This window comes from Kaistia sp. 32K (assembly GCF_016629525.1).
Classification (GTDB): domain Bacteria; phylum Pseudomonadota; class Alphaproteobacteria; order Rhizobiales; family Kaistiaceae; genus Kaistia.
Window position 1 is genome coordinate 2426827 of sequence record NZ_AP024269.1, and the last position, 24569, is coordinate 2451395.

Annotated in this window: 23 protein-coding genes; 13 read left to right on the forward strand and 10 right to left on the reverse strand. The window is 67.3% G+C overall.

Going from position 1 to position 24569, the window contains the following annotated elements; translation table 11 throughout:
- The first annotated feature begins 33 nt into the window (after positions 1-33).
- The 4 genes from rplM to gfa all read left to right on the forward strand — a co-directional run bounded on the left by rplM (position 34) and on the right by gfa (position 2799).
- Entirely contained in the window at positions 34-498 is a 465-nt protein-coding gene (gene rplM, locus K32_RS10960; RefSeq protein ID WP_201404038.1) for a 50S ribosomal protein L13, read from the forward strand.
- Between the two features lie 2 nt (positions 499-500).
- Positions 501-971: a 30S ribosomal protein S9 gene (rpsI, locus tag K32_RS10965; protein ID WP_201404039.1), complete on the forward strand. Its 471-nt coding sequence runs from the start codon at positions 501-503 to the stop codon at positions 969-971.
- A gap of 154 nt (positions 972-1125) precedes the next feature.
- A complete protein-coding gene (gene argC, locus K32_RS10970) occupies positions 1126-2076 on the forward strand; it encodes an N-acetyl-gamma-glutamyl-phosphate reductase (RefSeq protein WP_201404040.1) in 951 nt (316 codons plus the stop codon).
- A 147-nt stretch (positions 2077-2223) separates the two neighbouring features.
- Positions 2224-2799, forward strand: a complete 576-nt coding sequence (gfa, locus tag K32_RS10975) for an S-(hydroxymethyl)glutathione synthase (RefSeq protein WP_201404041.1) — start codon at positions 2224-2226, stop codon at positions 2797-2799.
- A 19-nt stretch (positions 2800-2818) separates the two neighbouring features.
- Here the strand turns inward: gfa and K32_RS10980 are convergent, their stop codons facing one another.
- The 3 genes from K32_RS10980 to K32_RS10990 are packed head-to-tail and all read right to left on the reverse strand — an operon-like array spanning position 2819 to position 5687.
- Positions 2819-3955, reverse strand: coding sequence for an NAD(P)/FAD-dependent oxidoreductase (locus K32_RS10980; RefSeq protein WP_244669985.1), 1137 nt, complete (start codon positions 3953-3955; stop codon positions 2819-2821).
- A gap of 56 nt (positions 3956-4011) precedes the next feature.
- Positions 4012-4773 (reverse strand): pseudouridine synthase, encoded by a 762-nt coding sequence (locus K32_RS10985; RefSeq protein WP_201404042.1) that lies wholly within the window; start codon positions 4771-4773, stop codon positions 4012-4014.
- Positions 4770-5687 (reverse strand): class I SAM-dependent methyltransferase, encoded by a 918-nt coding sequence (locus K32_RS10990; protein WP_201404043.1) that lies wholly within the window; start codon positions 5685-5687, stop codon positions 4770-4772. Before K32_RS10990 ends, K32_RS10985 begins: the two co-directional genes overlap by 4 nt.
- A gap of 102 nt (positions 5688-5789) precedes the next feature.
- Between K32_RS10990 and recG the strand changes: the two genes are divergently transcribed.
- Positions 5790-7898 carry an ATP-dependent DNA helicase RecG gene (gene recG, locus K32_RS10995; protein ID WP_201404044.1) on the forward strand — a complete coding sequence of 703 codons (2109 nt, stop codon included), beginning with the start codon at positions 5790-5792 and terminating at the stop codon, positions 7896-7898.
- A gap of 75 nt (positions 7899-7973) precedes the next feature.
- Complete coding sequence (locus tag K32_RS11000) at positions 7974-9731, forward strand: chloride channel protein (RefSeq protein WP_201404045.1); 1758 nt, start codon at positions 7974-7976, stop codon at positions 9729-9731.
- 35 nt (positions 9732-9766) lie between these two features.
- Here the strand turns inward: K32_RS11000 and K32_RS11005 are convergent, their stop codons facing one another.
- The 4 genes from K32_RS11005 to K32_RS11020 all read right to left on the reverse strand — a co-directional run bounded on the left by K32_RS11005 (position 9767) and on the right by K32_RS11020 (position 14787).
- Positions 9767-10504, reverse strand: coding sequence for a DUF502 domain-containing protein (locus K32_RS11005; protein ID WP_201404046.1), 738 nt, complete (start codon positions 10502-10504; stop codon positions 9767-9769).
- Positions 10505-10650: 146 nt separating this feature from the next.
- On the reverse strand, positions 10651-12471 hold the full coding sequence (gene glmS, locus K32_RS11010; protein WP_201404047.1) for a glutamine--fructose-6-phosphate transaminase (isomerizing): 1821 nt from the start codon (positions 12469-12471) through the stop codon (positions 10651-10653).
- Positions 12472-12593: 122 nt separating this feature from the next.
- Entirely contained in the window at positions 12594-13949 is a 1356-nt protein-coding gene (gene glmU, locus K32_RS11015) for a bifunctional UDP-N-acetylglucosamine diphosphorylase/glucosamine-1-phosphate N-acetyltransferase GlmU (RefSeq protein WP_201404048.1), read from the reverse strand.
- 103 nt (positions 13950-14052) lie between these two features.
- Positions 14053-14787, reverse strand: coding sequence for a cytochrome c biogenesis CcdA family protein (locus K32_RS11020; RefSeq protein ID WP_201404049.1), 735 nt, complete (start codon positions 14785-14787; stop codon positions 14053-14055).
- A 225-nt stretch (positions 14788-15012) separates the two neighbouring features.
- On the opposite strand from K32_RS11020, the gene K32_RS11025 reads away from it, so the two are divergent.
- The 3 genes from K32_RS11025 to K32_RS11035 all read left to right on the forward strand — a co-directional run bounded on the left by K32_RS11025 (position 15013) and on the right by K32_RS11035 (position 17634).
- Complete coding sequence (locus K32_RS11025; RefSeq protein WP_201404050.1) at positions 15013-15939, forward strand: carbohydrate kinase; 927 nt, start codon at positions 15013-15015, stop codon at positions 15937-15939.
- A 44-nt stretch (positions 15940-15983) separates the two neighbouring features.
- The gene (locus K32_RS11030) at positions 15984-16637 is read left to right on the forward strand and encodes a chloramphenicol phosphotransferase CPT family protein (RefSeq protein ID WP_201404051.1); all 654 of its coding nucleotides are present in this window, start codon (positions 15984-15986) and stop codon (positions 16635-16637) included.
- 67 nt (positions 16638-16704) lie between these two features.
- The gene (locus K32_RS11035) at positions 16705-17634 is read left to right on the forward strand and encodes a sulfite oxidase heme-binding subunit YedZ (protein ID WP_201404052.1); all 930 of its coding nucleotides are present in this window, start codon (positions 16705-16707) and stop codon (positions 17632-17634) included.
- Between the two features lie 15 nt (positions 17635-17649).
- Here the strand turns inward: K32_RS11035 and K32_RS11040 are convergent, their stop codons facing one another.
- From K32_RS11040 to epmA, 3 genes are all read right to left on the reverse strand, one after another.
- The gene (locus K32_RS11040; RefSeq protein WP_201404053.1) at positions 17650-18294 is read right to left on the reverse strand and encodes an FMN-binding negative transcriptional regulator; all 645 of its coding nucleotides are present in this window, start codon (positions 18292-18294) and stop codon (positions 17650-17652) included.
- A gap of 180 nt (positions 18295-18474) precedes the next feature.
- A complete protein-coding gene (locus K32_RS11045; protein ID WP_201404054.1) occupies positions 18475-19545 on the reverse strand; it encodes a lysine-2,3-aminomutase-like protein in 1071 nt (356 codons plus the stop codon).
- A gap of 16 nt (positions 19546-19561) precedes the next feature.
- Complete coding sequence (epmA, locus tag K32_RS11050; protein ID WP_201404055.1) at positions 19562-20605, reverse strand: EF-P lysine aminoacylase EpmA; 1044 nt, start codon at positions 20603-20605, stop codon at positions 19562-19564.
- A 142-nt stretch (positions 20606-20747) separates the two neighbouring features.
- Between epmA and efp the strand changes: the two genes are divergently transcribed.
- The 4 genes from efp to K32_RS11070 all read left to right on the forward strand — a co-directional run bounded on the left by efp (position 20748) and on the right by K32_RS11070 (position 24562).
- Positions 20748-21314: an elongation factor P gene (efp, locus tag K32_RS11055; RefSeq protein ID WP_201404056.1), complete on the forward strand. Its 567-nt coding sequence runs from the start codon at positions 20748-20750 to the stop codon at positions 21312-21314.
- Between the two features lie 497 nt (positions 21315-21811).
- Positions 21812-23263: a bifunctional diguanylate cyclase/phosphodiesterase gene (locus K32_RS11060; protein WP_201404057.1), complete on the forward strand. Its 1452-nt coding sequence runs from the start codon at positions 21812-21814 to the stop codon at positions 23261-23263.
- Positions 23264-23349: 86 nt separating this feature from the next.
- Entirely contained in the window at positions 23350-23955 is a 606-nt protein-coding gene (locus tag K32_RS11065) for an isoprenylcysteine carboxylmethyltransferase family protein (protein WP_201404058.1), read from the forward strand.
- Positions 23956-24142: 187 nt separating this feature from the next.
- Positions 24143-24562 (forward strand): cysteine rich repeat-containing protein, encoded by a 420-nt coding sequence (locus K32_RS11070; RefSeq protein ID WP_244669937.1) that lies wholly within the window; start codon positions 24143-24145, stop codon positions 24560-24562.
- Positions 24563-24569: the final 7 nt, after the last annotated feature.

The following is a 24569-nucleotide window of genomic DNA, read 5'->3' on the forward strand; positions in this document are numbered from 1 at the left end:
GCCCGATCCGGGCACGAGAAAACGAGTTCAACAATGAGCACCATTTCCACCAAGCCGGCGGATGTCGAGAAGAAGTGGATTCTGATCGACGCTGAAGGGCTGGTCGTTGGCCGTCTCGCCGTGATCGTGGCGAACCGTCTGCGCGGCAAGCACAAGGCCAGCTTCACTCCGCATGTCGACGACGGCGACAACGTCATCGTCATCAATGCCGACAAGGTCGTCTTCACGGGCGCCAAGTACACGGACAAGCGCTACTACTGGCACACCGGCTATGTCGGTGGCATCAAGGAGCGCAGCCCCCGCCAGATCATCGAGGGCAAGTTCCCCGAGCGCGTTCTGGAGAAGGCTGTCGAGCGCATGATCCCCGAGGGTCCGCTCGGCCGTCGCCAGCTGAAGAACCTCCGCGTCTATGGCGGCTCGACGCATCCGCATGAGGCTCAGCAGCCGGAAGTGCTCGACGTCGGCGCCCTGAATGCCAAGAACAAGAGGATTGCCTGAACATGGCTGATCTCCAGTCCCTCCAGGACCTCGCCGTCATCTCGTCCGAGAACGCGGCTCCTGTCCATGTGCAGAAGCTCGACGCCCAGGGCCGCGCCTACGCGACCGGCAAGCGCAAGAACGCGATCGCCCGCGTCTGGATCAAGCCGGGTTCCGGCAAGATCATCGTGAACGGCAAGGAATTCCGCGGCTACTTCGCTCGCCCGGTTCTCCAGATGCTCGTCCAGCAGCCGATCGGCGTCGCTTCCCGCACCGACCAGTACGACATCAACGCCACGGTTTCGGGCGGTGGTCTGTCGGGCCAGGCCGGCGCGCTGCGTCACGGCATCTCCAAGGCTCTGACCTACTACGAGCCCGAGCTGCGCAGCGTCCTCAAGAAGGGCGGCTTCCTGACCCGCGACAGCCGCGTCGTCGAGCGCAAGAAGTACGGCCACGCCAAGGCCCGCCGCAGCTTCCAGTTCTCGAAGCGCTAATCGGCGTCTACGCGACGTTTTCGAATGGGCGCTTCGGGCAACCGCAGCGCCCTTTTTCTATGCGGCCCTGTTTCATCGCAGGGTCATGCTTGCACGACATCCTTGCGGGCGGCGCGAGCGCCCCCATCTTCTGATGCCTGAACGGAGGCGAGCCATGGTATCCACGGTCTTCATCGACGGCGAAGTCGGCACGACGGGTCTGCAGATCCGCCAGCGGCTCGAAGGCCGCAACGATGTCCGCCTGCTGTCGATCGCGCCCGAGCGGCGCAAGGAGACGGCGGCCCGGGCCGAGCTTCTGAACAGCGCCGACGCCGTCATCCTCTGCCTGCCCGACGCGGCCGCGAAGGAAGCCGTCAGCCTGATCGACAATCCGAAGGTCAAGTTGATCGACGCCTCGACCGCCTACAGGACCGCGCCGGACTGGGCTTATGGCTTCGCCGAGCTCGATTCGGCCCAGCGCGACAAGATCGCCGCCTCGACGCGGGTCTCCAATCCCGGCTGCTACGCGACCGGCGCGATCGCGCTGCTGCGTCCGTTCGTCGCCGCCGGCGTGCTGCCCGCGAACTGGCCGATCACCATCAACGCCGTCTCCGGCTATACCGGTGGCGGCAAGTCGATGATCGCCGAATTCGAGGATCCGAATGCGGCCAACTACACGCATGAGAATTTCCGCATCTATGCGCTGCCGCTGCAGCACAAGCATGTGCCGGAGATCCAGAAGCACGGCCAGCTCGACATCCGCCCGATCTTCGCGCCCTCCGTCGGACGCTACGCGCAGGGCATGATCGTCGAGATCCCGCTGCATCTCGACCTCGTTCCCGGCAGGCCCACGCTCAAGACCCTGAACGAAACGCTTTCGGCCCACTATGCCGGCGAGCGCTTCGTCACGGTGGCGGATCTCGTCGAGAGCGGCGCGATGACCGGGCTCGATCCGGAGGGCCTCAACGGCACCAACCGGATGAAGCTGTTCACCTTCGGCACCGAAGGCACCGGCCAGGCGCGCCTGGTCGCGCTGCTCGACAATCTCGGCAAGGGCGCCTCCGGCGCCGCCGTGCAGAACCTGAACCTGGTTCTCGGCCTCGACGAGGCCAGCGGCCTGAACTGAGCACGACGGAACACGGCGCGGGCCCGAGCGGTCCGCGCCTCCCCTGCCCGTCCGGAGAGGCATTGCCCCAATTCCCTTGACGTCGCGTCAGCGCTACCTTGCGCGGACCCGGGACAAACCGGGATGGACGATCGGAGGGAACTCGAAATGCCTGAAACGGTCCTTCTTCATCCCGCAATCGACAAGGGCTTCCGCCAGGGCGCCGAAGATTTCGCCGGCGGCACGCTCGTCTGCCACTGCCTCGATCGGCCGGTCAGGGTCGAGGTCAAGGGGCAGATCGCCCATAATCACGCCTGCGGCTGCACGCAGTGCTGGAAGCCGGAGGGCGCGATCGTCGCGATCGTCGCCGTCGCCCCGACGGACAACGTCAAGGTCGTCGCCAACGCCGACAAGCTCGCCGTCGTCAACCCGGCCGCCACCATCCTGCGCCATGCCTGCACGGTCTGCGGCGTCCACATGAAGGGCCCGGTCGAGAAGGATCACGCCTTCAAGGGGCTGACCTTCCTTCATCCGGAACTGTCGCGCGAGGAGGGCTGGCAGGCACCGCAGTTCGGCGCCTTCATCTCCTCGGTCATCGAGGGCGGCGTGCGGCCCGAACGCATGGACGGCATCCGCGCCCGCCTGCGCGAGCTCGGTCTCCGACCCTATGACTGCCTGTCGCCGACGCTGATGGACGCGCTCTCGATCTTCGCGGCGAAGAAATCGGGTGTGCTGGTGGACTGACACGGCGGGCAGGACGGCGTTACGCCACCTGCCCCGCCACCCAGCCGGACGACCAGGCCCACTGGAAATTATAGCCGCCGAGCCAGCCGGTGACGTCGACGACCTCGCCGATGAAATAGAGGCCGGGCACCTGCTTCGCCTCCATCGTCTTCGAATCGAGCTCGTCGGTATCGACGCCGCCGAGCGTCACCTCGGCCGTGCGATAACCCTCGGAGCCGAGCGGCTTGACCCGCCAGGCGTTGATCGCCGCCTCGATCCGGCGAAGCGCCTTGTCGGAGAGATCGGCGAGATTGCCCGGCCCCTTCTCCTCCTCGGCGATCAGCTGCGCCAGCCGCTTCGGCAACAGCGTCGCCAGCACGGTGCCGAGCGCCTGCTTGCCCCGGTCGGCCTTGGCCGTCTTCAGCGCCGCGAACACGTCGGTTCCCGGCAGCATGGCGAGCGTGATCTCGTCGCCCTCGCGCCAGAAGGAGGAGATCTGCAGGATCGCCGGGCCGGAGAGGCCGCGATGGGTGAACAGCATTGCCTCGGAGAAACTGGTCTTGCCATGCTTGGCGACCGCGTCGACGGCGATGCCGGAGAGCGGCGCCAGCCGCTCCAGCATGGCGGGATCGAAGGTCAGCGGCACGAGGCCCGGCCGCGTCTCCACCAGCTTCAGGCCGAACTGGCTGGCGATCTCGTAGCCGAAGCCGGTCGCGCCCATCTTGGGGATCGACTTGCCGCCGCTGGCGATCACTAGCGACTTGCAGACGACATCGCCGGACGGCATCGCAACGCGAAAGCCGCCATCGACGCGATGCTCGACGCGCTTCACCGTCGTGCCGAGCCGCATCTCGACGCCGTGGCGGCGCATCTCGGCGACGAGCATCTCGATGATCTGCTTCGACGAGCCGTCGCAGAAGAGCTGGCCCAGCGTCTTCTCGTGATAGGCGATGCCATGACGCTCGACGAGCGCGATGAAATCGCGCTGCGTGTAACGGCTGAGCGCCGAAATGCAGAAGCGGGGGTTCTGCGACAGGAAGTTCTTCGGCGCGGTGTTGGTGTTGGTGAAGTTGCAGCGGCCGCCGCCGGAGATGCGGATCTTGTCGCCGGCCGAGGGCGAATGATCGAGGATCGCGACCGAGCGCCCGCGCTTGCCCGCCTCGATGGCGCACATCATGCCGGCGGCGCCGGCGCCGATCACGACGACGTCGAAGAAATTCGAAGAAGATGCCGTCACGCCGAAGCTCCGAACACCTGCTCGATGTCGGCCGGCGTCAGCAGCCGGTAGGCGCCGGGCTCCAGATCGGCCGGCAGGTCGAGCAGGCCGATGCGGTCGCGATGCAGCGCCACGACATGATTGCCGACGGCGGCGAACATCCGGCGCACCTGATGATAGCGCCCCTCATGCAGGGTCAGCGTTGCCTGCTTCGGGCCGGAGGATTCCATTTCCGCCGGCAGCAGCGGCTTGTCCTCGCCCTCGAGCATCAGTCCACCGGCGGCGAAGGTCGCCGCCTCGTCGCCGTTCAGCGGCCGGTCGAGCGTCACCTGGTAGCGCTTCGGCACATGGTGGCGCGGCGAGATGATGCGATGGAGCAGCGCACCGTCGTCCGTCATCAGCAAGAGGCCCGACGTCTCCTTGTCGAGCCGGCCGACCGTGGAGATCACCGGATCGCGACGGCGCCAGCGCTCGGGCAGCAGCGAATAGATCAGCGCGCCCGTCTCCTTGTGCGAGCAGGTGACGCCGAGCGGCTTGTGGATCATCAGCGCCATGCCGGGCGGCGGATCGAGCGGCTCGCCCGAGACCGTCATGCGGATGGCGAGATCGGGCTTCACATAGACATGCTGGCCGGGATCCGTCTCCGCCTCGCCGTCGAGGATGACGCGACCGCCCTGGATCAGGCCCTGCACCTCGCGGCGCGAGCCATAGCCGAGATTGGCGAGCAGCCGGTCGAGCCGGGCCGAGGGAAAGGATTGCTTGCCGCCGGGCTTGCTCATTTGCGTGCCTCGTAGATCTTGAAGCCCTCGGCTTCCGCGACCGGAACGGCGCGGGAGAACAGGGCCTTGAGGGGCTCCTCATACGGCAGGTGCCGGTTCGCCGTCAGCCAGAGGCGGCCGCCCTTGCGCAGGCTTTCCGCCGCGCGCCGGACGAAGGCCTGGCCGAGTGATCGATCCTCGGCGCCGCCATCATGGAAGGGCGGGTTCATGACGATAAAGTCGAGATTCTCGGGAAAGCTGCCCGCCTTGCGCACGTCGGCCCAGTGCAGGCTGGCGCGCGGGTCGGCGATGTTCTTCACCGCCGCCTCGACGGCGCGGCGGTCGATATCGACCATGGCTAGCGCCTCGACGCCCGGCATGGCCAGCACGGCGCGCGCGAGATAGCCGACGCCGCAGCCGAGATCGGCGCCACGCCCGGAAAGCTGCGGCAGGTGCTTCAGGAGCAGGGCGCTGCCGGGATCGACGCGGTTCCACGAGAAGACGCCCGGCTGCGACCAGAGCCCGGTCTCCGCGACCAACTGCGGCGCGCCGTCGGCGATCGCTTCCCCCGTCAGCGCGAGATCGGCCGGCCGGGTGGAGACGCAGATGCGATGGTGGCGCTGCGCCGTCTCCTCGATCTCGCAGCCGAAGCCGCGCAGTTCCTTGGCGAGCCGCGAGCCGCCCTTGTCCTTGGGCGCCAGCACGGTGAGCCGGCCGCCGGGCTGCAGCGCGCGCAAGGCCTGCGCCACGTCATACCGGCGCTCGATCGTGCCGGGCGGCGCCAGCATCACCATGGCGGCAAGCGAGCCTTCGGCCCGGCGCTCCAGCGCGGCGCTGCCCGGAACGAGCGGTGAAAACTGGATCGCGTCGCGCGGCACGTCGGCGAGTTCGGCCGGAGGCGCGCCATAGACGCCGGTAGCTGCTTCTTCAGTCATCGGTCTCTCATGCACAATTTGTGCTGTTCCTACCCTGCCCTTCGCCATGGTGAAAGGTTGCCGGAACGTTCTAATCTCCCGACCGAGGAGAATCATGCCGCGATGCGCCCCGAAATCCTGAATCCGCTGTTCCGACCCGTCACCAGCCTCGCCGGCGTCGGCCCGAAGATCGGCGAAGCGATGGGGCGTCTGCTGGTCGGAGGCGACGCCCCGGAGCCGCCGCGCGTCGCCGATCTCCTCCTGCATCTCCCCGTCGGCCTGATCGACCGCCGCAACCAGCCGGGCATCGCATTGTCGCCCGAAGGCGCCATCGTCACGCTCGAAGTCCGCATCGACCGCCATCTGCCCGCCCCGCGCGGCAACAGGCGCGTGCCCTATCGTGTCATGGCGCATGACGAGACCGGCGAAATCGCGCTGGTGTTCTTCCGCGCCGAGCAGAGCTTCCTCGAACGCACCATGCCGGTCGGCGAGACGCGCTTCATCAGCGGCAAGGTCGAATGGTTCAACGGCCGGCCGCAGATGGTCCACCCGGACCATATCGTCGACCGCGAGGCCTTTGAGCAGCTGCCGATGGTCGAGCCCGTCTATCCGATGACGGCTGGGCTCGCCCGCAAGACGCTGGGCCGCGCCATGCGCGGCGCGCTCGACAGCCTGCCCGACCTGCCGGAATGGCAGGACCCGACGCTGCTGTCCCGCCAGCGCTGGGCGGCCTTCAAGGCCTCGCTGGAAACGGTGCACGCGCCGACGACGCCGGCCGAGCTGGCGCCCGAGGGCCCGGCGATCAGCCGGCTTGCCTATGACGAGTTCCTCGCCAACCAGCTCGCCCTGATGCTGACGCGCGCCAATCTGCGCCGCGCCGCCGGCCGGGCGCGGATCGGCGACGGGCGGATGCGCCGCGCCATCATCGCCGCCCTGCCCTTCACGCTGACCGGCAGCCAGCAGGCGGCGATCGCCGAGATCGAGAAGGATCTCGCCTCCGACGAGCGCATGCTCCGCCTGCTGCAGGGCGATGTCGGCTCCGGCAAGACGATGGTCGGCCTGATGGCAGCGGCGACCGTGATCGAGGCCGGCAGCCAGGCGGCGCTGATGGCGCCGACCGAGCTTCTCGCCCGCCAGCACGCCAAGACCTTGCAGCCGCTCGCCGAGGCCGCCGGTATCCGCATGGCGATCCTGACCGGCCGCGAGAAGGGCCGCGAACGGACCGAGATCCTCGCCGGCCTCGACGACGGCAGCATCGACCTCGTCGTCGGCACCCATGCCGTGTTCCAGGCCGGCGTCGAATTCCGCGACCTGGCGCTCGCCATCGTCGACGAGCAGCACCGCTTCGGCGTGCACCAGCGCCTGGCGCTCTCGGCCAAGGGCGCGGCGACCGACATCCTCGTGATGACGGCGACGCCGATCCCACGCACGCTGGTGCTGACCGCCTTCGGCGACATGGATGTGTCGAAGCTGCCGGACAAGCCGGCCGGCCGCCAGCCGATTGAAACCCGCACCGTGCCGCTCGACCGGCTCGACCAGGTGGTGGAGCGCATCCGCGCGGCCATCGCCGAGGGAGCCAAGGCCTACTGGGTCTGCCCGCTGGTCGAGGAATCCGAGGAAGTCGACGCCGCCGCCGCGCAGGATCGATTCGTCGACCTCGAGCGGGCGCTCGGCCCCGTCGTCGGCCTCGTGCACGGCCGGATGAAGGCGGCGGAGAAGGACGAGGCGATGCGGCGCTTCCAGCGCGGCGAAACCCGCATCCTTGTCGCCACTACCGTGATCGAGGTCGGCGTCGACGTGCCGGATGCGACGATCATGGTGATCGAGCATGCCGAGCGCTTCGGCCTCGCGCAATTGCACCAGCTGCGCGGCCGCGTCGGGCGCGGCTCGAAGGCGTCGACCTGCCTGCTGCTCTACAAGGGGCCGCTCGGCGAGGTGGCGCATGACCGCCTCGCCATCATGCGCGACACCGAGGACGGCTTCCGCATCGCCGAGGAAGACCTTCGCCTGCGCGGCGAGGGCGAATTGCTCGGCACGCGCCAGTCCGGTACGCCGGGCTTCAAGATCGCCCGCTTTGAGCATCACGCGAACCTGCTCGAAATCGCCCGCGACGACGCCCGCCTGATCGTCGAGAAGGACCCGGCGCTGCAATCGCCGCGCGGCAAGGCCCTGCAGCTGCTGCTCTACCTCTTCGGCCGCGACGAGGCGATCAAGCTGCTCCGGGCGGGTTGATACACGATGACGCCGTGATTTCGGGAGACATCGGGGCTATTGAGGGGCCACTGACGTCGAAGCGGCATCCGCGACATGAGACTTGCCTCCCTCCTCGATCGAGCCCTGAGCCGGGGCCGCGCGCTCGTCCGTACAACGGAGCCCGCGCTGCTCGTCGTCGCGGCGCTGATCGGCTGCCTCGCCGGCGTGGCCGTCACCGTGATGAGCCGTATCGCACAATGGCTGCACGTCGTCCTGTTCGCGATCGGCCGCAACGACTTCCTCAGCGCGACCGAGACCATCTCGTCGTCCTGGCGGTTGCTGGCGACGGCAGGCGGCGGACTTGTGCTCGGCGTCGTCTACCTGCTCTACCGTCACTCGCAGCCGATCGTCGATCCGATCGAAGCCAATGCCCTGCATGGCGGCCGCATGTCGCTGCGCGACAGCCTGCGTGTGGCCTTCGAAGCCGTCGTTTCGAACGGATCCGGCGCCTCGGTCGGCCTCGAGGCCGGCTATACGCAGCTCGGCGGCGCCATGGCGTCGCGTATCGGCCAGCGGTTGCATCTGCGCCGCGCGGATCTGCGCACCGCCGTCGGCTGCGGCGCGGCGGGCGCCATCGCCGCTGCGTTCAGCGCGCCTCTGACGGGCGCATTCTACAGCTTTGAGCTGATCATCGGCGTCTACACCGTCGCCAATATCGCTCCGGTCATGGCGGCCGCCATCTCCGGCTTCCTCGTCGCCCAGGGACTGGGAGCGGCCGCCTACACGATCGAGGTGCCGAGCACGCTCGCCCTGCACGCCACGGACTACCCGCCCTATCTGGTGCTCGGCGTCCTGTCGGGCCTCGCAGCCATCGCCATCATGCGGCTGGTCACGCTCGTCGATGTCGCGTTCCAGACGAGCCGCCTGCCCCGCGCCGTGCGGCCGGCGGTCGGCGGTCTCGTCATCGGCGCCATGGCCCTCTACACCCCGCAGGTGCTGGCGGCCGGACATGGTGCCATGCACGTCAATCTCGTGCAGGCGGTTCCCGCCGGCCTGCTGCTGACGGTCCTCCTGATGAAGATCGCCAGCGTCGCGGTATCGCTCGGATCCGGCTTTCGCGGCGGCATGTTCTTCGCGTCGCTCTTCCTTGGCGCGCTGGTCGGCAAACTATTCGCGATCGGCGTCGCCACGATCGCCCCGACCAGCAGTATCGATCCGGCGGCCGCCGCGATCGTTGCCATGAGCGCGCTCGGCGTCGGCATCGTCGGCGGGCCGCTCACCATGACCTTCCTGGCGCTGGAGGCGACCGGCGACCTCGCCATCACCGGCATCGTGCTCGCGGCGTCGATCCTGTCCGCGATCACCGTCCGCCAGCTGTTCGGCTACTCGTTCTCGACCTGGCGACTTCACCTGCGCGGCGAAACCATCCGCAGCGCCATCGATGTCGGCTGGCTGCGTGGCCTGACCGTGGGACGGATGATGCGGACGGACGTGCGCACCGTGCTCGCCACCATGCCGGCCGACGCCTTCCGCAGCCTCTTCCCCCTCGGCTCGACGCAGCGCGTCGTGGTCACCGACGCGGACGGACGCTACGCCGGCATCGTCCTGGTGGCGGAGATCCATTCGGCCCCGCCCTCGTCCGAGGAGGAGACGATCCAGCCCTTCTGCCGGCACGCGGACAAGATGCTCTTTCCGGGCATGAGCGCCCAGGCGGCCGCCAAGATCTTCGAAATGGCGGAGAGCGAGGAGCTCGTGGTGGTCGACGACGCGACGACGCGCCAGGTCGTGGGCCTTGTGACCGAGGCGCACCTCTTCCGCCGCTATGCGGAGGAGCTCGACAAAGCGCGTCGCAATCTCGCCGGCGAGAGCTAGTTCCGGGAAGCCCGGCGCCGGTCGACGCGGCGAGCCTAGGAGCCGGCGCGTCGCGTGAGCACCGGCGCCGCGGGCTCGACGGCAAGCTTGCGCGCGGCCTCGTCATATTCGGGCGCGACCAGGCCGGCGGAGATCACCAGCTTGGCGGCTTCCTCGACCGTCATGTCGAGCTCGATCAGCTCGGCGCGGCGGACGAACATCATGAAGCCAGCCGTCGGCGCCGGGGTCGGCGGCAGGAAGACGGTCACCCACTCCTCGCCATCCTGGCCGATCTTCTGGCGGATCTCGCCCTTCGTCTCCGTCGCGATGAAGACGATCGACCAGACGCCCTTGCGCGGAAATTCGATCAGCGCCGCCTTCTGGAACGACTTGCCGCCCTTGCCGGAAAGCACGGTCTCGAACAGCTGCTTCAGCGCGCTGTAGAGATTGCGCACCAGCGGCGTGTGGTTGAGCAGCTGCTCGCCGAGCCGGACCAGCGAGCGTCCGACGAAATTCGCCGTCAGGAAGCCGAGCAGCGTCAGCGCCACCACGGCGACGAACACGCCGAAGCCGGGCACGGAGAACGGCAGATAGGCGTCCGGGCTGTATTCGAGCGGAATCACCGGCTTCACCCAGCCGTCGATCCATTTGATCAGTGACCAGGTGAGGTAGATCGTGATGGAAATCGGCGCGGCGATGACGAGGCCGGTCAGGAAGTAGTTCCTCAGCCGCGTGATCAGCCGGCTCCCGCCCGTTTCGGGGGCCGGAGGCAGCTCAGGGTCCTGAAAGCTCATTCATCCGCCCCTGCGTCCGATTCAGTCCATGTCCACCGCCATTATGACGGCTCGCATAGCATTGGCCAGAACTTACATCGTCCGCATGACGCACGCGGCAAAATCGCTCGGCACCGCAGCCGGGCGAAGCCCGGCCGTCACAGCCGCTATTCGACCGTGACCGACTTGGCGAGATTGCGCGGCTGGTCGACGTCCGTGCCCATGAAGACGGCCGTGTGATAGGCGAGCAGCTGCACGGGGATCGTGTAGACCAGCGGCGTCACGCTCGCCGGCATCTCCGGCAAAACGATCGTCGCCATCGTATCCATCGCCGCCGCCTGCCGGCCCTTCTCGTCGGTGATCAGGATGATCCGCCCGCCGCGCGCTGCGACTTCCTGCATGTTCGAGACCGTCTTCTCGAAGATGTGGTCGTAGGGGGCGATGACGACGACCGGCATCTCCTCGTCGATCAGCGCGATCGGACCGTGCTTCAGCTCGCCGGCGGCATAGCCCTCGGCGTGGATGTAGGAGATCTCCTTCAGCTTCAGCGCGCCTTCGAGCGCGATCGGATAGCTGGTGCCGCGACCGAGATAGAGGCAGTGCTTGACCTTGGCGAGGTCGCGCGCCAGCGCCTCGATCTGGTCCTCGAGCTTCAGCGCCTCGTGCATCAGGCGCGGCACTTCGCTCAGCGCCCGGACCAGCGCCTGCTCCTCGTCGCCGGAAAGCACGCCGCGCGCCTTGCCGGCGGCGACAGCGGTCGCGGCCAACACGGAAAGCTGGGCGGTGAAAGCCTTGGTCGAGGCGACGCCGATCTCCGGACCCGCCAGGATCGGCAGGACGAAATCGGCCTCGCGGGCGATGGTCGATTCGCGCACATTGACGACCGCCGCGATCTTCTGGCCCTCGCCCTTGGCATAGCGCAGCGACGCCAGGGTATCGGCCGTCTCGCCCGACTGCGAAATGACGATCGAAAGCCCGTCCTTCGAGAGCGGCTGCTCGCGGTAACGGAATTCCGAGGCGATATCGATGTCGACCGGCAGGCGCGCATAGCGCTCGAACCAGTATTTCGCGACGAAGCCGGCATAGAAGGCCGTGCCGCAGGCGGTGATCGAAAGCCGGTCGACCGTGCTGAAATCGATGCCTTCCGGCACCCGCGCGCTGCCGTTCACGAGGTCGAGATAGCGCGCCAGCGTATGGCCGACCACCTCGGGCTGCTCGTGCACTTCCTTGACCATGAAGTGGCGGTGATTGCCCTTGTCGACGACATGGGTGGTGCCCTGCAGGCGCGTCAGCGGGCGCGAGACGGGATTGCCCGCCTCGTCATAGATCTCGGCGGAGGATCGCGTCAGCACGACCCAGTCGCCATCGTTCAGATAGGTGATCTCGTCGGTGAAGGGGCCGAGCGCGATCGCGTCCGAGCCGAGGAACATCTCGCCCTCGCCCCAGCCGACCGCCAGCGGACTGCCGCGGCGCGCGCCGATCAGGAGGTCTTCCTCGCCCTCGAACAGGAAGGCGAGCGAGAAGGCGCCGGTCAGGCGGCCGAGAACCTGCTGCACGGCGTCCTTGGCCGTCATGCCCTTGGCGAGATTGACGGTCACCAGATGGGCGATCACCTCGGTGTCGGTATCGGAGGCAAAGCTGCGTCCGGCCGCTTCCATCTCGAGCCTGAGCTCGCGGAAATTCTCGATGATGCCGTTGTGGACGACGGCCAGCTGTTCGGTGGCATGCGGATGGGCGTTGCGCTCAGTCGGCGCGCCATGCGTCGCCCAACGCGTATGGCCGATGCCGGAAAGGCCGAAGCGCGGCGAGGCCGTCAGCTTGGCGTCGAGGTTGCGCAGCTTGCCCTCGGCCCGGAGCCGGTCGAGATGGCCGCCCTCGAGCGTCGCGATGCCGGCGGAATCATAGCCGCGATATTCGAGCCGCTTCAGCGCGTCGACGAGCAGAGGCGCGACGGGCGTCCGGCCCAGAATACCGATAATTCCGCACATATAGCTCAATCCCCGTTCGGTGCCCGATGCGGCAGCCTAGTCCAAGTCAGATCCGAGCGCCTCTTAGCCTTTTGGGCCAAGTGCCGGAAATCACTTCCTGTTTCGCGCCTTCACCAAAAGGCTTAGACGCGGACCCGCTTGGTCTTGGCCTTCATCTCGCGGAAGCGCGCCGCCCAGCCGGGCTTCTCGACCTGCCGCCCGCGAGCGATCGCCAGCGCGTCGGGTGCGACGTCCTCGGTAATGACGCTGCCGGAGGCGACATAGCCGCCGTCGCCGATGGTGACGGGCGCGACCAGCACGCTGTTGGAGCCGATGAAGGCGCCCTCGCCGATCACGGTCAGCGCCTTGTCGTAGCCGTCGTAATTGCCGGTGACGGTTCCCGCGCCGACATTCGCCTCGGCGCCGACCTTGGCGTCGCCGATATAGGTCAGGTGGCTGATCTTGGCGCCGGCGCCGATCTCGGCGTTCTTGACCTCGACGAAATTGCCGACCTTGCTCTTCGGGCCGAGCTGGGCGCCCGGACGCAGCCGCGCGAACGGCCCGATCTCGGCGCCCTGCTCGAGCGTCGCGCCGGTCAGATGCGAGAAGGCATGGATCAGCGCGCCCCCCTCGACCGTGACGCCCGGTCCGAAGAAGACATTCGGCTCGATCGTCACGTCGCGGCCAAGCACCGTGTCGTGCGAGAGGAAGACGGTTTCCGGCGCGATCATCGTAACGCCGGATAGCAGCGCCTGCTCGCGGGCCCGCTCCTGCCAGATCCGCTCGATGGCGGCGAGTTCGGCGCGCGTGTTGACGCCGGCGACCTCATCCGCGTCCGCCTCGATGGCGACCACGGCGAGGCCGCGCTGGTTGGCGATCTCGACGGCGTCGGTCAGATAATATTCGCCCTTGGCATTGTCGTTGCCGATGGCGTCGAGCAGCCCGAGCAGCGCATCGCCGCGAAAGCCCATGAGGCCGGCATTGCAGAAGCCGATGGCGCGCTCCGCCTCGCTCGCCTCGCGCAGCTCGCGGATCGCGACCAGCTGGCCGTCGCGCTCGATCAGACGGCCATAACCGGCCGGATCCTCTGGACGGAAGCCCAGCACGACGACGCCCGCGCCCTTGGCGAGCTCCGCCCGCATGCGTGCCAGCGTGTCGGCGGTGACGAGCGGCGTATCGCCATAAAGCACCAGCACGTCGTCCGCCGGCTGCTCCAGCGCGGCGCGCGCCGCAAGCACAGCATGCGCCGTGCCGAGGCGCTCGACCTGCTCGACGACCAGCGCCGACGGGGCGGTCTTGATAGCGAAGCTGCGAACCGCGTCGGCGCCCTTGCCGACGACGACGGCGAACCGCTCGATGCCGGCGCCGGCCGCCGTCTTGAGCACATGGCCGATCATCGGCAGCCCGGCGACGGCATGCATCACCTTCGGCTGGGCCGATCGCATCCGCGTGCCCTCGCCGGCGGCGAGCACGATGGCGAGCGAAGAGCGATCCGGCATGTTTCCTCCGAGATTTCGGCAGCGAGTTCGGTAACTGGGCGCAAGCTTTGCGCGATCGCGACGGCGACGGTCAAGCGATGATCTGCGGCGCCGCGCCCTCGCCTCAGCCGATCCGGGAAAGCGCCGGGAAGGTTTCGAGCAGCCAGAACGACATGGCGGTCATCTGGCCGGTCAAGAACAGGATGCCGGTGACGATCAGGAACACGCCCATCGCCTTCTCGACCATCGGCATGTAGCGGCGGAAGCGCCGGAGGCCACCGATGAAGCGCTCGGCGAAGCCGGCGGCGATCATGAACGGAATGCCGAGGCCGAGCGAATAGATGGCGAGAAGCCCCGCACCGCGCCCGACCGTATCGGAACTGCCCGCGACCCAGAGGATCGAGGCCAGCACCGGCCCGATGCACGGCGTCCAGCCGAAGGCGAAGGCGAGGCCGAGGATGTAGGCGCCGGCAAGGCCGGCCGGCTGGTTGGCGACCTGCACCCGCGCCTCGCGCTGCAGGAAGCCGATCCGGAACACGCCGAGGAAATGCAGGCCCATAACGATGATGACCAGGCCGGCGACGATCGACAGGATTTCCTGCTGGCGCGCGACGATGCGGCCGAGCACCGAAGCCGTCGCGCCCAGCAGCACGAACACCGTGGTGAAGCCGAGCACGAAGGCGAAAGACGATCGCAGCACGATGCCGCGAATTCGCTTGTCGGCCTGGGTGGTCACTTCGTCGAGGCTCAGCCCCGTCACATAGCAGAGATAGGGCGGCACCAGGGGGAGCACGCAGGGCGAAACGAAGGATAGCAGCCCGGCGATCAGGGCGCCCCAGAGTGTTACGTCTGCTGACATGGGCTCTCGGTCGTTCTCATTTCAGGGTCGACGAACGGCCCGATGCCATCCTCGTTGCCTCCTTATAAGGCAAAGCGGGCGTCGAGACACGCGGCGAACCGCCGCCACTCCCCCGATCCGTGTCCTGTCGCGCGACACACGCACCGAGCCGTCTTGGCGGCGCGCCGCGCTTCCGCTAATGGGCTTAGGCGATGGGCCGCGGTGGGCCCCAGGAGGACGAGCTTCATGATCGTGAGTTGCGGCGAGGCCCTGATCGACTTCTTGCCGGTCAAGGATGTGAACGGAAACGATTCCTACCAGCCGAAGGTTGGTGGCTCGCCGTACAATGTGGCCCTGACGACCGGTCGCCTGGGCATTCCGACGGGATTCCTCGGCGGCATTTCGACGGACTTCTTCGGCGAGCTGCTGGCGGAAGAGCTGGAGCGCAGCCAGGTCAGCCTCAAATATACGGGCCGTTCGGCGCGCCCGACGACGCTCGCCTTCGTCAGCCTCCTCCATGACGAGCCGCAATACGCCTTCTTCGACGAGAATTCAGCCGGCCGCCTGCATGATCCGGCGATCCACGAGCCGGTCGGCGACGAGGTCGAAGCGCTGCATTTCGGCTCGATCTCGCTGATTCCCGAGCCGATCGTCGACCGCCTCGCCGCCGTCATGGACGCCAATCGCGGCAAGCGGGTCCTCTGCTACGACCCCAATGTCCGGCCGACGCTGATCCACGACCGCGACGCCTTCAGCGCCCGCGTCGAGCAGTTCGCCCATGGCGCCGACATCGTGAAGATTTCCGGCGCTGACCTCGAATGGCTGCATCCGGGCGTCGATCCGGAGACCGTCGCCGCCGGCTGGCTGGCCGCCGGCGCCGGCCTCGTCGTCGTCACGCGCGGCGGCAATGGCGTCACCGCCTATACGCCGACCGGCTCCGTGTTCAGCCCCGTCGTGCCGGTCACCATTGCCGACACCGTCGGCGCCGGCGACAGCTTCACCGGCGGCCTGCTGGCGCGGCTTTCCGAAAAGGGGCACCTGACCATCGACGGCGTGCGCAAAATCGACCACGCGGCCTTGAAGGACGCGCTCGATTTCGCCAACCGCGTCGCGGCGATCACCTGCTCGCGCGCCGGCGCCAATCCGCCCTGGCGCCACGAACTCGCCGCCTGAGCGGGCGAGGATCGCTTCCTGCCAGTCGACATCGGGAGGAAGCCATGCCGGCAAAGCCGGGCCAGATCGTTATCCTGAACGGCGCGCCGCGATCCGGGAAATCCAGCATCGCGGCGGCGATCCAGGCGACGTTCGAAGGGCCGTGGATGAATCTCGGCGTTGACGCCTATGTCAACGCCGTCACGCCGGAGCGCTACCGGCCGGGCATCGGCCTCAGGCCGGGCGGCGAGCGGCCGGATCTCGAAGCGCTGGTGCCGCGTCTCTACGCGGCGCTCTACGAATCGATCGCCGCCCATAGCCGGCTCGGCCTCGACGTCGTCGTCGATGTCGGCCACCACGATTCCTATACAAGGCCGCTGCAAATCCTCCCGGACTGCGCCCGACGCCTCGCGGGGCTGCCGGTTCTCTTCGTCGGCGTCCACAGCCCGATCGAGACCATCCTGGAGCGTCGTAACCGCAGCCAGGCGGGACGCGAAGGGCTCTATGTCATCGCGTCGCCCGACGATCCCGTTCCGGAGCCGATTCTGCGGTGGCAGCGCGAGGTGCATCGTCCGGGGCTGTACGACCTCGAAATCGACACGTCCCGCCTCGACCCGATGGCCTGCGCGACCCTCATCCGGGAGCGCCTGACGGAGGGCCCGCCCGGCCCGACCGCCTTCGAAAGGCTCGCTGCGACGGCAACGGTCACGGAAAGCTGATGGCCGGCGTGACACCTTTTACGCCGATCGAGCGTATGAGGACGGAGTGCGATTGCATGAGGTCCCGATGAATCGATCCGCCACGCCGGCCCCGCGTCTCTATCCCTGGCAGGACAGGAAGGGCGACTTCTCGCCGTTGAAGGCGTTCGTCTTCGCGGGTGTGTTCCTGCCCGGCCTCTGGCTGATCGTTCGCGCCTCGATGGGCACGCTCGGCCCCCGCCAGATGATCGAGATCAACCATCAGGCCGGGCTCTGGGCGATCCGCTTCCTGCTGCTGACGCTGGCGGTCACGCCGCTGCGCTATGTCTGGCGCTGGCCGGAGCTGGTGTTCGTGCGCCGCACGCTCGGCAACGCCGCCTTCGCCTATGTGCTGATCCACCTCGTCGCCTATGCCGGCGATCTCGCCTGGGACATTCCCAAGGTCGTCTCGGAGCTGTTCGCCCGGATCTACCTGACCATCGGGCTGATGGTGCTGATCCTGCTGACGCCGCTCGCCATCACCTCGACCAACGGCATGATGCGGCGGCTGGGCGGCATCCAGTGGCGCCGCCTGCATCGCCTCGTCTACCCGATCATTCTGCTCGCGGCGCTGCACTTCTTCCTGCAGTCGAAGCTCGGCGTCACCGAGCCGATCGTCATCACCGCCGTCGCGGCATGGCTTCTGGCCTGGCGCCTGCTGGCGGCGTGGCTCGGCGAGGCGCGGATCGCCACGCTGCCGGCCACGATCGGCCTCGGCATCGCCGTCACCGTCGCGACCGCGTTCGGCGAGGCGCTCTACTATTATCTGAAAATCGGCGTCGCCTTCGGCCGCGTCCTCCCGACCAATTTCAATCCCGCCGCCGGCATCCGGCCGGCCTGGATCATCGGCGGCATGGTGCTCGCCGTCGTCGCCATCGCGGTGCTGAGGCGTTTCCTGCCGTCAAAAGCATCGAAGCGCACCGATCGCCGGGCGAGCACTGCGACGCGGAAGCCGGAAGAGGCCGGCAACGCCGCCTAGATCATCCCCGCGAGCCTATTCGCCCGCCGGCGGAATGTGGGCTGCCACCAGCGCCGCCATCTCCACGGCATCGGGGCGGTCGCTTCTCAAGCCGTCGACGACGCCCCGCCGATCGGCGACAGCCCGGTTCTGGCTGACCTTCCATTTGCCTTCGATCCGGTCGATCGGGATCTCGAGGCCGACGATGCCCTTCATCTGGCCGGCGACATAGGCCTCCGGCGCGTCATCGACGCTCCAGGTGTGCTGCCGGCCCTGCTCGCTGGCGTCGGTTAGCTCGCCGACCTGCCGGCGCAGCCATTCCGTCGATTCGAGAACGCGCGGCGTGCCCCAGGCGTGCACCGTCACATAGTTCCAGGTCGGCACGACCTTGTGATTCTCCGCCTTGGCGGCGTACCAGCTCGGCGTCACATAGGCGTTCGGCCCCTGGAACAGCACCATCGCCTCGGCTCCGGCCCTGAGCGCCGCCAGCTGGTCGTTGGCCCTCGCGATATGCGCGCGGAGCAGGCCCTTCTCGGCGCCCTCAGGATCGATCAGGAACGGCACCAGATTAGCCATCAGCCCGCCCTCGCCCGCCGTGACGAGCATGGCGAGCGGATGGGCGCGGATCAGCGCGTGCATCACGTCGAGCCGGTCTTCGCGGAAATGGGGTGGCTGGTACACTGTGAATTCCTCTCTGCGGCAACGAGCAATCGTGCCACCCCGCACCCAGAAGGTGCAAGGCTGGAACGTTTTCGAGCGAAGTGGACACCGGTTCGCGTCAAGAAAACGTGACCAAACAAATAGTTAGGTCCTTTCATCGTTTCCATGAAACGATAAAAGGATCTAGAACGGCAAGGCCGTTCAGACGGCGTCGTTGAACCGGTAGGCGTGCTCGCCGCCATTCGGGTCCGTCACAGTGTCGTCCTCGTGGACGTAGTCCGGCCCGATCGGAACCTTGCCGAAGCCGCCGGGAATATCGAGGACGTAGGTCGGCTGCGCCAGGCCCGAAAGCCGTCCGCGCAGAGCCCGCATCAGCGCCTGCCCCTCGGCGATCGAGGTGCGGAAATGGCTGGTTCCGGGCGCGAGATCGCCATGATGCAGATAATACGGCTTCACCCGCGCCTCGACGAAACCGCGCATCAGCGCCGCCATCGTCTCCGGATCGTCGTTGACGCCCCTAAGCAGCACCGTCTGGCTGACCATGGCGATGCCGGCATCGGCGAGACGGGCGAGCGCCGCTTTTGCGTCGGCCGTCAGCTCGCGCGGATGGTTGGCATGGATGGCGACATAGACGGTCTTGCCGGTGTTCCGGAGCGCCGCGACCAGCTCCGAATTGATCCGGGCCGGGTCGACGACCGGCACGCGGGTATGAAAGCGGAGGATCCTGACGTGCTCGATGGCGCGGAAGCGCTCCAGGAGTTCCGCCAGCCGGCGCGGCGCAATCACCAGCGGATCGCCGCCGGTGAAGACGATCTCCCAGATCTCCGGGCGCTCGCGGATATAGGCGAGCGCCGCTTCGAGCTCGGCCTCGCCCAGCATGGTCGGGCCGCCGGGGCCGACCGTCTCGCGGCGGAAGCAGAAGCGGCAATAGACGGCGCAGACATGCACGAGCTTCAGGAGCACGCGATCCCGGTAGCGATGCACCAGTCCCGGCACCGGGCTGTGCGCATCGTCGCCGATCGGGTCGGCGCGCTCGTCCGGCAGCGTCGTCAGCTCGGCGACGGAGGGCACGAACTGCGCGGCGATCGGATCCGTGGGATCCTCGGCGTCGATCAGCTTCGCCATCGCCGGCGTCACGGCGACCGCATAGCGCTCGGCGACCTGGTCCAGCCCGGCCTGCGCGGCAGCCGGCACCAGTCCGGCCTCGACCAGGGCGGTCGGCGAACGGAGCGTCAGCGATTTTTCGAGCGGAACGACGGGTGAGCGCGGCATGGCCGCACTCTTTCGATCATTCGGCCGCCGGTGTCCAGATCACAAGATCGAGACGCGGCGCGCCGGTCGCCAGCATCACCAGCCGGTCGAAGCCGAGCGCGATGCCCGACGCCTCCGGCATGATGGCGAGGGCTGCGAGGAAATCCTCGTCGAGCGGGTAGCGATCGCCATAGACGCGCTGCTTCTCGTCCATCTCGGCGACGAAGCGGCGGCGCTGCTCGGCCGGGTCGGTCAGCTCGCCGAAGCCGTTGGCGAGCTCGACACCGCAGCCATAGAGCTCGAAGCGCTCGGCGACGCGCGGATCGCTCGCCTTAGGCCGGGCGAGCGCCGCCTCGACGACCGGATATTCACAGAGGATCGTCGGCCGCCCCTGCCCCAGATTGGGCTCGACCTTCTCCGCGATGATGCGGCTGAAGATGTCGCTCCAGCTGTCGTCGAAGACGATGCGGATGCCGGTCGCCACCGCCTGCTCGGCAAGCGCGTCCCGGTCCGCCGTGCCGTCCTCGGAAAGCGTAGCGAGCAGGTCGATGCCGGCATGTTTCGCGAACGCCTCGGCGACGGTGACCCGCTCCGGCTCCAGGAAGGGATCGCAGACATGGCCGCGATGGGTGAAGAGGCGCGCTTCCGCCGCTTCGGCCGCCTCAGCCAGCAGCGCCGCGCAATCCTCCATCAACGCCTCATAGGGCGCCCCGGCGCGATACCATTCGAGCATGGCGAATTCGCAGGCGTGGCGCGGCCCGAGCTCGCGGTTCCGGAACACCGGGCCGAGCGTGTAAATCCGCTCCTCGCCGGCCGCGAGCAGCTTTTTCGCGGCGAATTCCGGCGAGGTGTGCAGATAGAGCGGCTTGCGGGTGCCGTCCGGAAACACGCGCTCGGTGGCGAAGGCGTGCAGATGCGCCTCGTTGCCGGGCGAGACCTGCAGGATCCCGCACTCCACCTCCAGGAAGTCGCGCGCCTGGAACCAGGCGTGCACGGCCGCCTTGATGCGCCCGCGCTTCAGGAGCAGCGGCCGGCGATCGGCGTGGACATGGGGCGACCACCAGGGTGACGCGCTGGTCATTCTCACGGTTCTCCTGTCGTCGCGAGGGGGCGAGCCCGCTGGCATTTGCGAGATTCGACTGGCGCGAACCAGCGGAATCGCTATGGTGCGCGCCATTATCGCGCCTTTGTACGGGCGCCGACGCCAATCTGAGGGTTAATTCGTGAAGGTTATCGCCAGCCAGGTCCGCAAGGGCAACGTTCTCGAGATCGACGGCAAGCTTTACTCCGTCCTGATCGCCGAGAGCTTCCATCCCGGCAAGGGAACGCCGACCACGCAGATCGACATGCGCGGCCTCGCCGATGGCGTGAAGATCTCGAACCGCTACAAGACGACCGAGCAGGTCGAGCGTGCGTTCGTCGAAGACCGTGACTTCTCCTACCTGTTCCAGGACGGCGAAGGCTACACGTTCATGAACACCGAGAACTACGAGCAGCTGATCGTTTCGGCGGCCGTCATCGGTGACGCAGCACCGTACCTCCAGGAAGGCATGGTCGTCCGTCTGTCGATTTTCGACGAGCAGGCCGTCGGCATCGTCCTGCCGCAGCGCATGACGCTCGAGGTCGTCGAGACCGAGCCCACCACCAAGGGCCAGACCGCTTCCTCGTCCTACAAGCCGGCGATCCTGTCGAACGGCGTCCGCTCCATGGTTCCCCCGCACATCGGCCCGGGCACGCGAATCGTCGTGCTCACCGAGGACGGCTCCTATGTCGAGCGCGCCAAGGACTGACGTCCTCCCGTCGACCATGGTCCAGACCGTGTGTTGAACCAAGGTTTCGTGGCGCCGGGCTCCGTCCGGCGCCATTTTTATGTCATCTAGAAAATCCGATCCCCGGCGAAATCTTCCGCAAATACCGTACGCAGTATCGCTGGTCAGCAGATTACGTTCGACTGTTTCCAAACAGTCGATACCCGAGCGCTTCGCCCTGCTTGTCTCGGCGTTGCCAACGCTACTTCCAACGGCATGCCGCAAGGTCAGCATCACTGGCATATTACTTCGCTGGGCGGACATAATGCGATTGTTCGAAATATAGCTCAAATCTTCTATTGACTTGATTGCCTATTGTCCCTGACTCTGGCGGCGGGTCGGACTGGGGGGTCCAGACGCAACGCACCCGATAATGGGTGCCGTTTTGCGTGGAAGCCCCAGGCGCGGTGGGCAATAGCATGATGATCGGCATCCTGGTTCTAGGATTAGGCGCGCTTTTCTTCGCCATGGTTGGTCTGATGGCCAGCAACACGGCGGACGGAATTGCGCCGTTCCTGCTGTATCTGGTCACCAGCCTCGCCATGTCGTTCGTCGTCGGCGCGTTTCTGCTCCGGATCCAGCTGCGCCTGCGCCGCGCGCTCGACCGCTCCCATCGCAAGCAGCGCCAGCTTTCTGCCAGTGCCCGAATCGATTCGCTGACGGGCCTCATCAATCGGGCCGCCTTCATGCGCGCGCTGGACAGGGCGCTCGACGCCTGGCGGAACGGCGGTCCGCCGGTCGCCGTCCTGCTGATCGACCTGGACCATTTCAAGACGGTGAAGGATACGCACGGCCACGCCGCCGGCGACGACGTGCTGATCGAGACGGCCCGCCGGCTTTCCGGCTTCCAGGAGGCGAACACCACGGTCGCCCGGCTGGGCGGCGACGAATTCGCGCTCCTGCTCGAGGATGACCAGGGCGGCATACCGCGCCGCGTCGGGCGGCGCCTGCTCGACACCCTCGCCGCCCCGATCCCGATCCCGAACGGCTTTGCCCGCGTCGGCGCCACGATCGGCCTCGCGGTTTCGGAGGACCGCGCCGTCACCAGCCAGGAACTGCTGCATGCCGCCGACGTCGCGCTCTATGACGGCAAGCGCCACAGCCGCGGATCGCTGCGCGCCTACGAGGCCGGCATGGACGAGGCGCAGAGGGACCGCAGCATGCTGGAGGGCGATCTGCGGCGCGCCATGACCGCGGGCGAGATCGTCCCCTACTACCAGCCGCTGATCGAGCTCCATGGCGACCGGCTGATCGGCTTCGAGGTGCTGGCGCGCTGGCAGCACCCGGTGCGCGGCATCATCCCGCCGACGTCCTTCATCCAGATGGCGGAGGAATCGGGCCGGATCGGCGAGATGTTCTACACGCTGCTGGGGCGCGCCTGCGAGGACGCCCGCAACTGGCCGACGGATCTGCGCCTTTCGGTCAACATCTCGCCGACCCAGTTCGCCGAGCCGCTGATGGCGTCCCGCATCCTTTCCATTCTCGACAAGGCGGGCTTCCCGCCGGCGCGGCTGGAGCTGGAGATCACCGAGAGCACGCTGGTCGACGAAGTGTCGTCGGCGCGCGAGATCCTGAACACGCTGCGCAACGCCGGCATTTCCGTGGCGCTGGACGATTTCGGCACCGGCTATTCCAGCCTGCGCCATTTGAGCGACTTGCCCGTCGACCGCCTCAAGATCGATCGCGGCTTCGTCGCGAGCGCGCAGCGCAACGGCGAGGACTGGCGGATCATCCGCGCTATCGTGCAGCTCGCCGGGACGTTCAATCTCGCCACGACGGCCGAAGGCATCGAGGCGCCGGAAATCCTCTCGACGCTGCGCGACATGGGCTGCGATATCGGCCAGGGCTATCTGTTCGGACGGCCGATTTCCGCCGAACAGACGAGCCTCTGGCTGCAGCAGCGCCCGGCCCTTCGCGCGATGGCATCCTGAGGCGCCGCGGGACGGCGGAAGCCTCGCTCGTAGAATCGGCGTAATTCGCGTAGAGCAGAGTCTGCATTCCGCAACGGAAGCCGACCATGCGCGCTCGAGCTCTCAATCAGAGACTGCGTATCCACCTGATCCAGGCCGGCGCCGTCGTCGCGTCTATCGGGCTGTTGCTCGTCGGCCCCTTCTGGGGCGGCGAGACGCATGAGGTCCTCCAGCTGGCCGGGATAGGCCTCGTGCTGGCCTGCGTCGCGGGACGGATGTGGAGCATTCTCTATATCGGCTCGCACAAGAACCGGCAGCTGACGACGCTGGGACCGTATTCGGTCACCCGCAACCCGCTCTACCTGTTCTCGACCATCGGCGCGGTCGGCATCGGCCTGATGTATGGCTCGCTGGTGGTTGCCGCCCTGCTCGGGCTCATCAGCTACGCGGCCTTCATCGCCACCGCCCGCAAGGAAGCCGACCATCTTGTTACGCTGTTCGGCGAACGCTATGCCGCCTATGCGGCCGTAACGCCGATGTTCTGGCCGAAACTGTCGCTCTATCGCGATACCGAGGAGCTCTCCGTCTCCACCCACGCGCTCCGGCGCACCTTCCTCGACGCACTGCTTTTCCTGGCGATCATTCCGCTCATGGAGCTGATCGAGCGGCTGCACGCCGGCAACCATCTGCCGGTCTTTTTCCGGGTCATCTGATCCGGCGCGTGGCATCCCGCACGCCCTCGCTTCCGGCCAGTATTCGGCATGGACTCTGTACCCAGCGGACAGTAGCGTGAAATTCCCATGCTAGCTTTTTCTTGAGCCCGATTTCGCAGAGGGCGAAGCTGACGCAGCGGCGTGCGCCCTCGGCGCATGAGACGTGAACAGAGGCGGGGAAATCACGATGAGACTTACATTGCCTAGTCTTGCGGCCGTGCTTTTGATGAGCCTCGGCGGGCAAGCGTACGCGCAGACGATCAGTTATTCCGAGGCCGGGGCGCTGCTCGCAAAGAGCTGCGGCAAGGACATCGAAAAATACTGCCCCAAGGTCAATCTGGGCGGCGGCGCCCTCAAGGATTGCCTGACGGCGCAGGCGGCCAAGATCAATCCGCAATGCATCGCCGACTACAAGACCGTGGTCGCGTCGCTCGACGCCCGCCTCGCGGCGCAGGCGGCGGTCACCAAAGCCTGCCGCGGTGACGCCACCCAGTTCTGCCAGGGCACCGCGCCCGGCAACGCGCATTACCTCAACTGCCTGAACGCCGCCAAGAAGGTCGTCAGCAAGCGCTGCACGACCGCCATCACCAACGCCGGCTGGAACTGAACGTCAT

Bases quoted from the DNA above. Each gene is read 5' to 3' on its own strand.
- rplM (WP_201404038.1), top strand. From the start codon at position 34: ATGAGCACCATTTCCACCAAGCCGGCGGATGTCGAGAAGAAGTGGATT.
- rpsI (WP_201404039.1), top strand. From the start codon at position 501: ATGGCTGATCTCCAGTCCCTCCAGGACCTCGCCGTCATCTCGTCCGAG.
- argC (WP_201404040.1), top strand. From the start codon at position 1,126: ATGGTATCCACGGTCTTCATCGACGGCGAAGTCGGCACGACGGGTCTG.
- gfa (WP_201404041.1), top strand. From the start codon at position 2,224: ATGCCTGAAACGGTCCTTCTTCATCCCGCAATCGACAAGGGCTTCCGC.
- K32_RS10980 (WP_244669985.1), bottom strand. From the start codon at position 3,955: ATGATGTGCGCCATCGAGGCGGGCAAGCGCGGGCGCTCGGTCGCGATC.
- K32_RS10985 (WP_201404042.1), bottom strand. From the start codon at position 4,773: ATGAGCAAGCCCGGCGGCAAGCAATCCTTTCCCTCGGCCCGGCTCGAC.
- K32_RS10990 (WP_201404043.1), bottom strand. From the start codon at position 5,687: ATGACTGAAGAAGCAGCTACCGGCGTCTATGGCGCGCCTCCGGCCGAA.
- recG (WP_201404044.1), top strand. From the start codon at position 5,790: ATGCGCCCCGAAATCCTGAATCCGCTGTTCCGACCCGTCACCAGCCTC.
- K32_RS11000 (WP_201404045.1), top strand. From the start codon at position 7,974: ATGAGACTTGCCTCCCTCCTCGATCGAGCCCTGAGCCGGGGCCGCGCG.
- K32_RS11005 (WP_201404046.1), bottom strand. From the start codon at position 10,504: ATGAGCTTTCAGGACCCTGAGCTGCCTCCGGCCCCCGAAACGGGCGGG.
- glmS (WP_201404047.1), bottom strand. From the start codon at position 12,471: ATGTGCGGAATTATCGGTATTCTGGGCCGGACGCCCGTCGCGCCTCTG.
- glmU (WP_201404048.1), bottom strand. From the start codon at position 13,949: ATGCCGGATCGCTCTTCGCTCGCCATCGTGCTCGCCGCCGGCGAGGGC.
- K32_RS11020 (WP_201404049.1), bottom strand. From the start codon at position 14,787: ATGTCAGCAGACGTAACACTCTGGGGCGCCCTGATCGCCGGGCTGCTA.
- K32_RS11025 (WP_201404050.1), top strand. From the start codon at position 15,013: ATGATCGTGAGTTGCGGCGAGGCCCTGATCGACTTCTTGCCGGTCAAG.
- K32_RS11030 (WP_201404051.1), top strand. From the start codon at position 15,984: ATGCCGGCAAAGCCGGGCCAGATCGTTATCCTGAACGGCGCGCCGCGA.
- K32_RS11035 (WP_201404052.1), top strand. From the start codon at position 16,705: ATGAATCGATCCGCCACGCCGGCCCCGCGTCTCTATCCCTGGCAGGAC.
- K32_RS11045 (WP_201404054.1), bottom strand. From the start codon at position 19,545: ATGCCGCGCTCACCCGTCGTTCCGCTCGAAAAATCGCTGACGCTCCGT.
- epmA (WP_201404055.1), bottom strand. From the start codon at position 20,605: ATGACCAGCGCGTCACCCTGGTGGTCGCCCCATGTCCACGCCGATCGC.
- K32_RS11060 (WP_201404057.1), top strand. From the start codon at position 21,812: ATGGCCAGCAACACGGCGGACGGAATTGCGCCGTTCCTGCTGTATCTG.
- K32_RS11065 (WP_201404058.1), top strand. From the start codon at position 23,350: ATGCGCGCTCGAGCTCTCAATCAGAGACTGCGTATCCACCTGATCCAG.
- K32_RS11070 (WP_244669937.1), top strand. From the start codon at position 24,143: ATGAGACTTACATTGCCTAGTCTTGCGGCCGTGCTTTTGATGAGCCTC.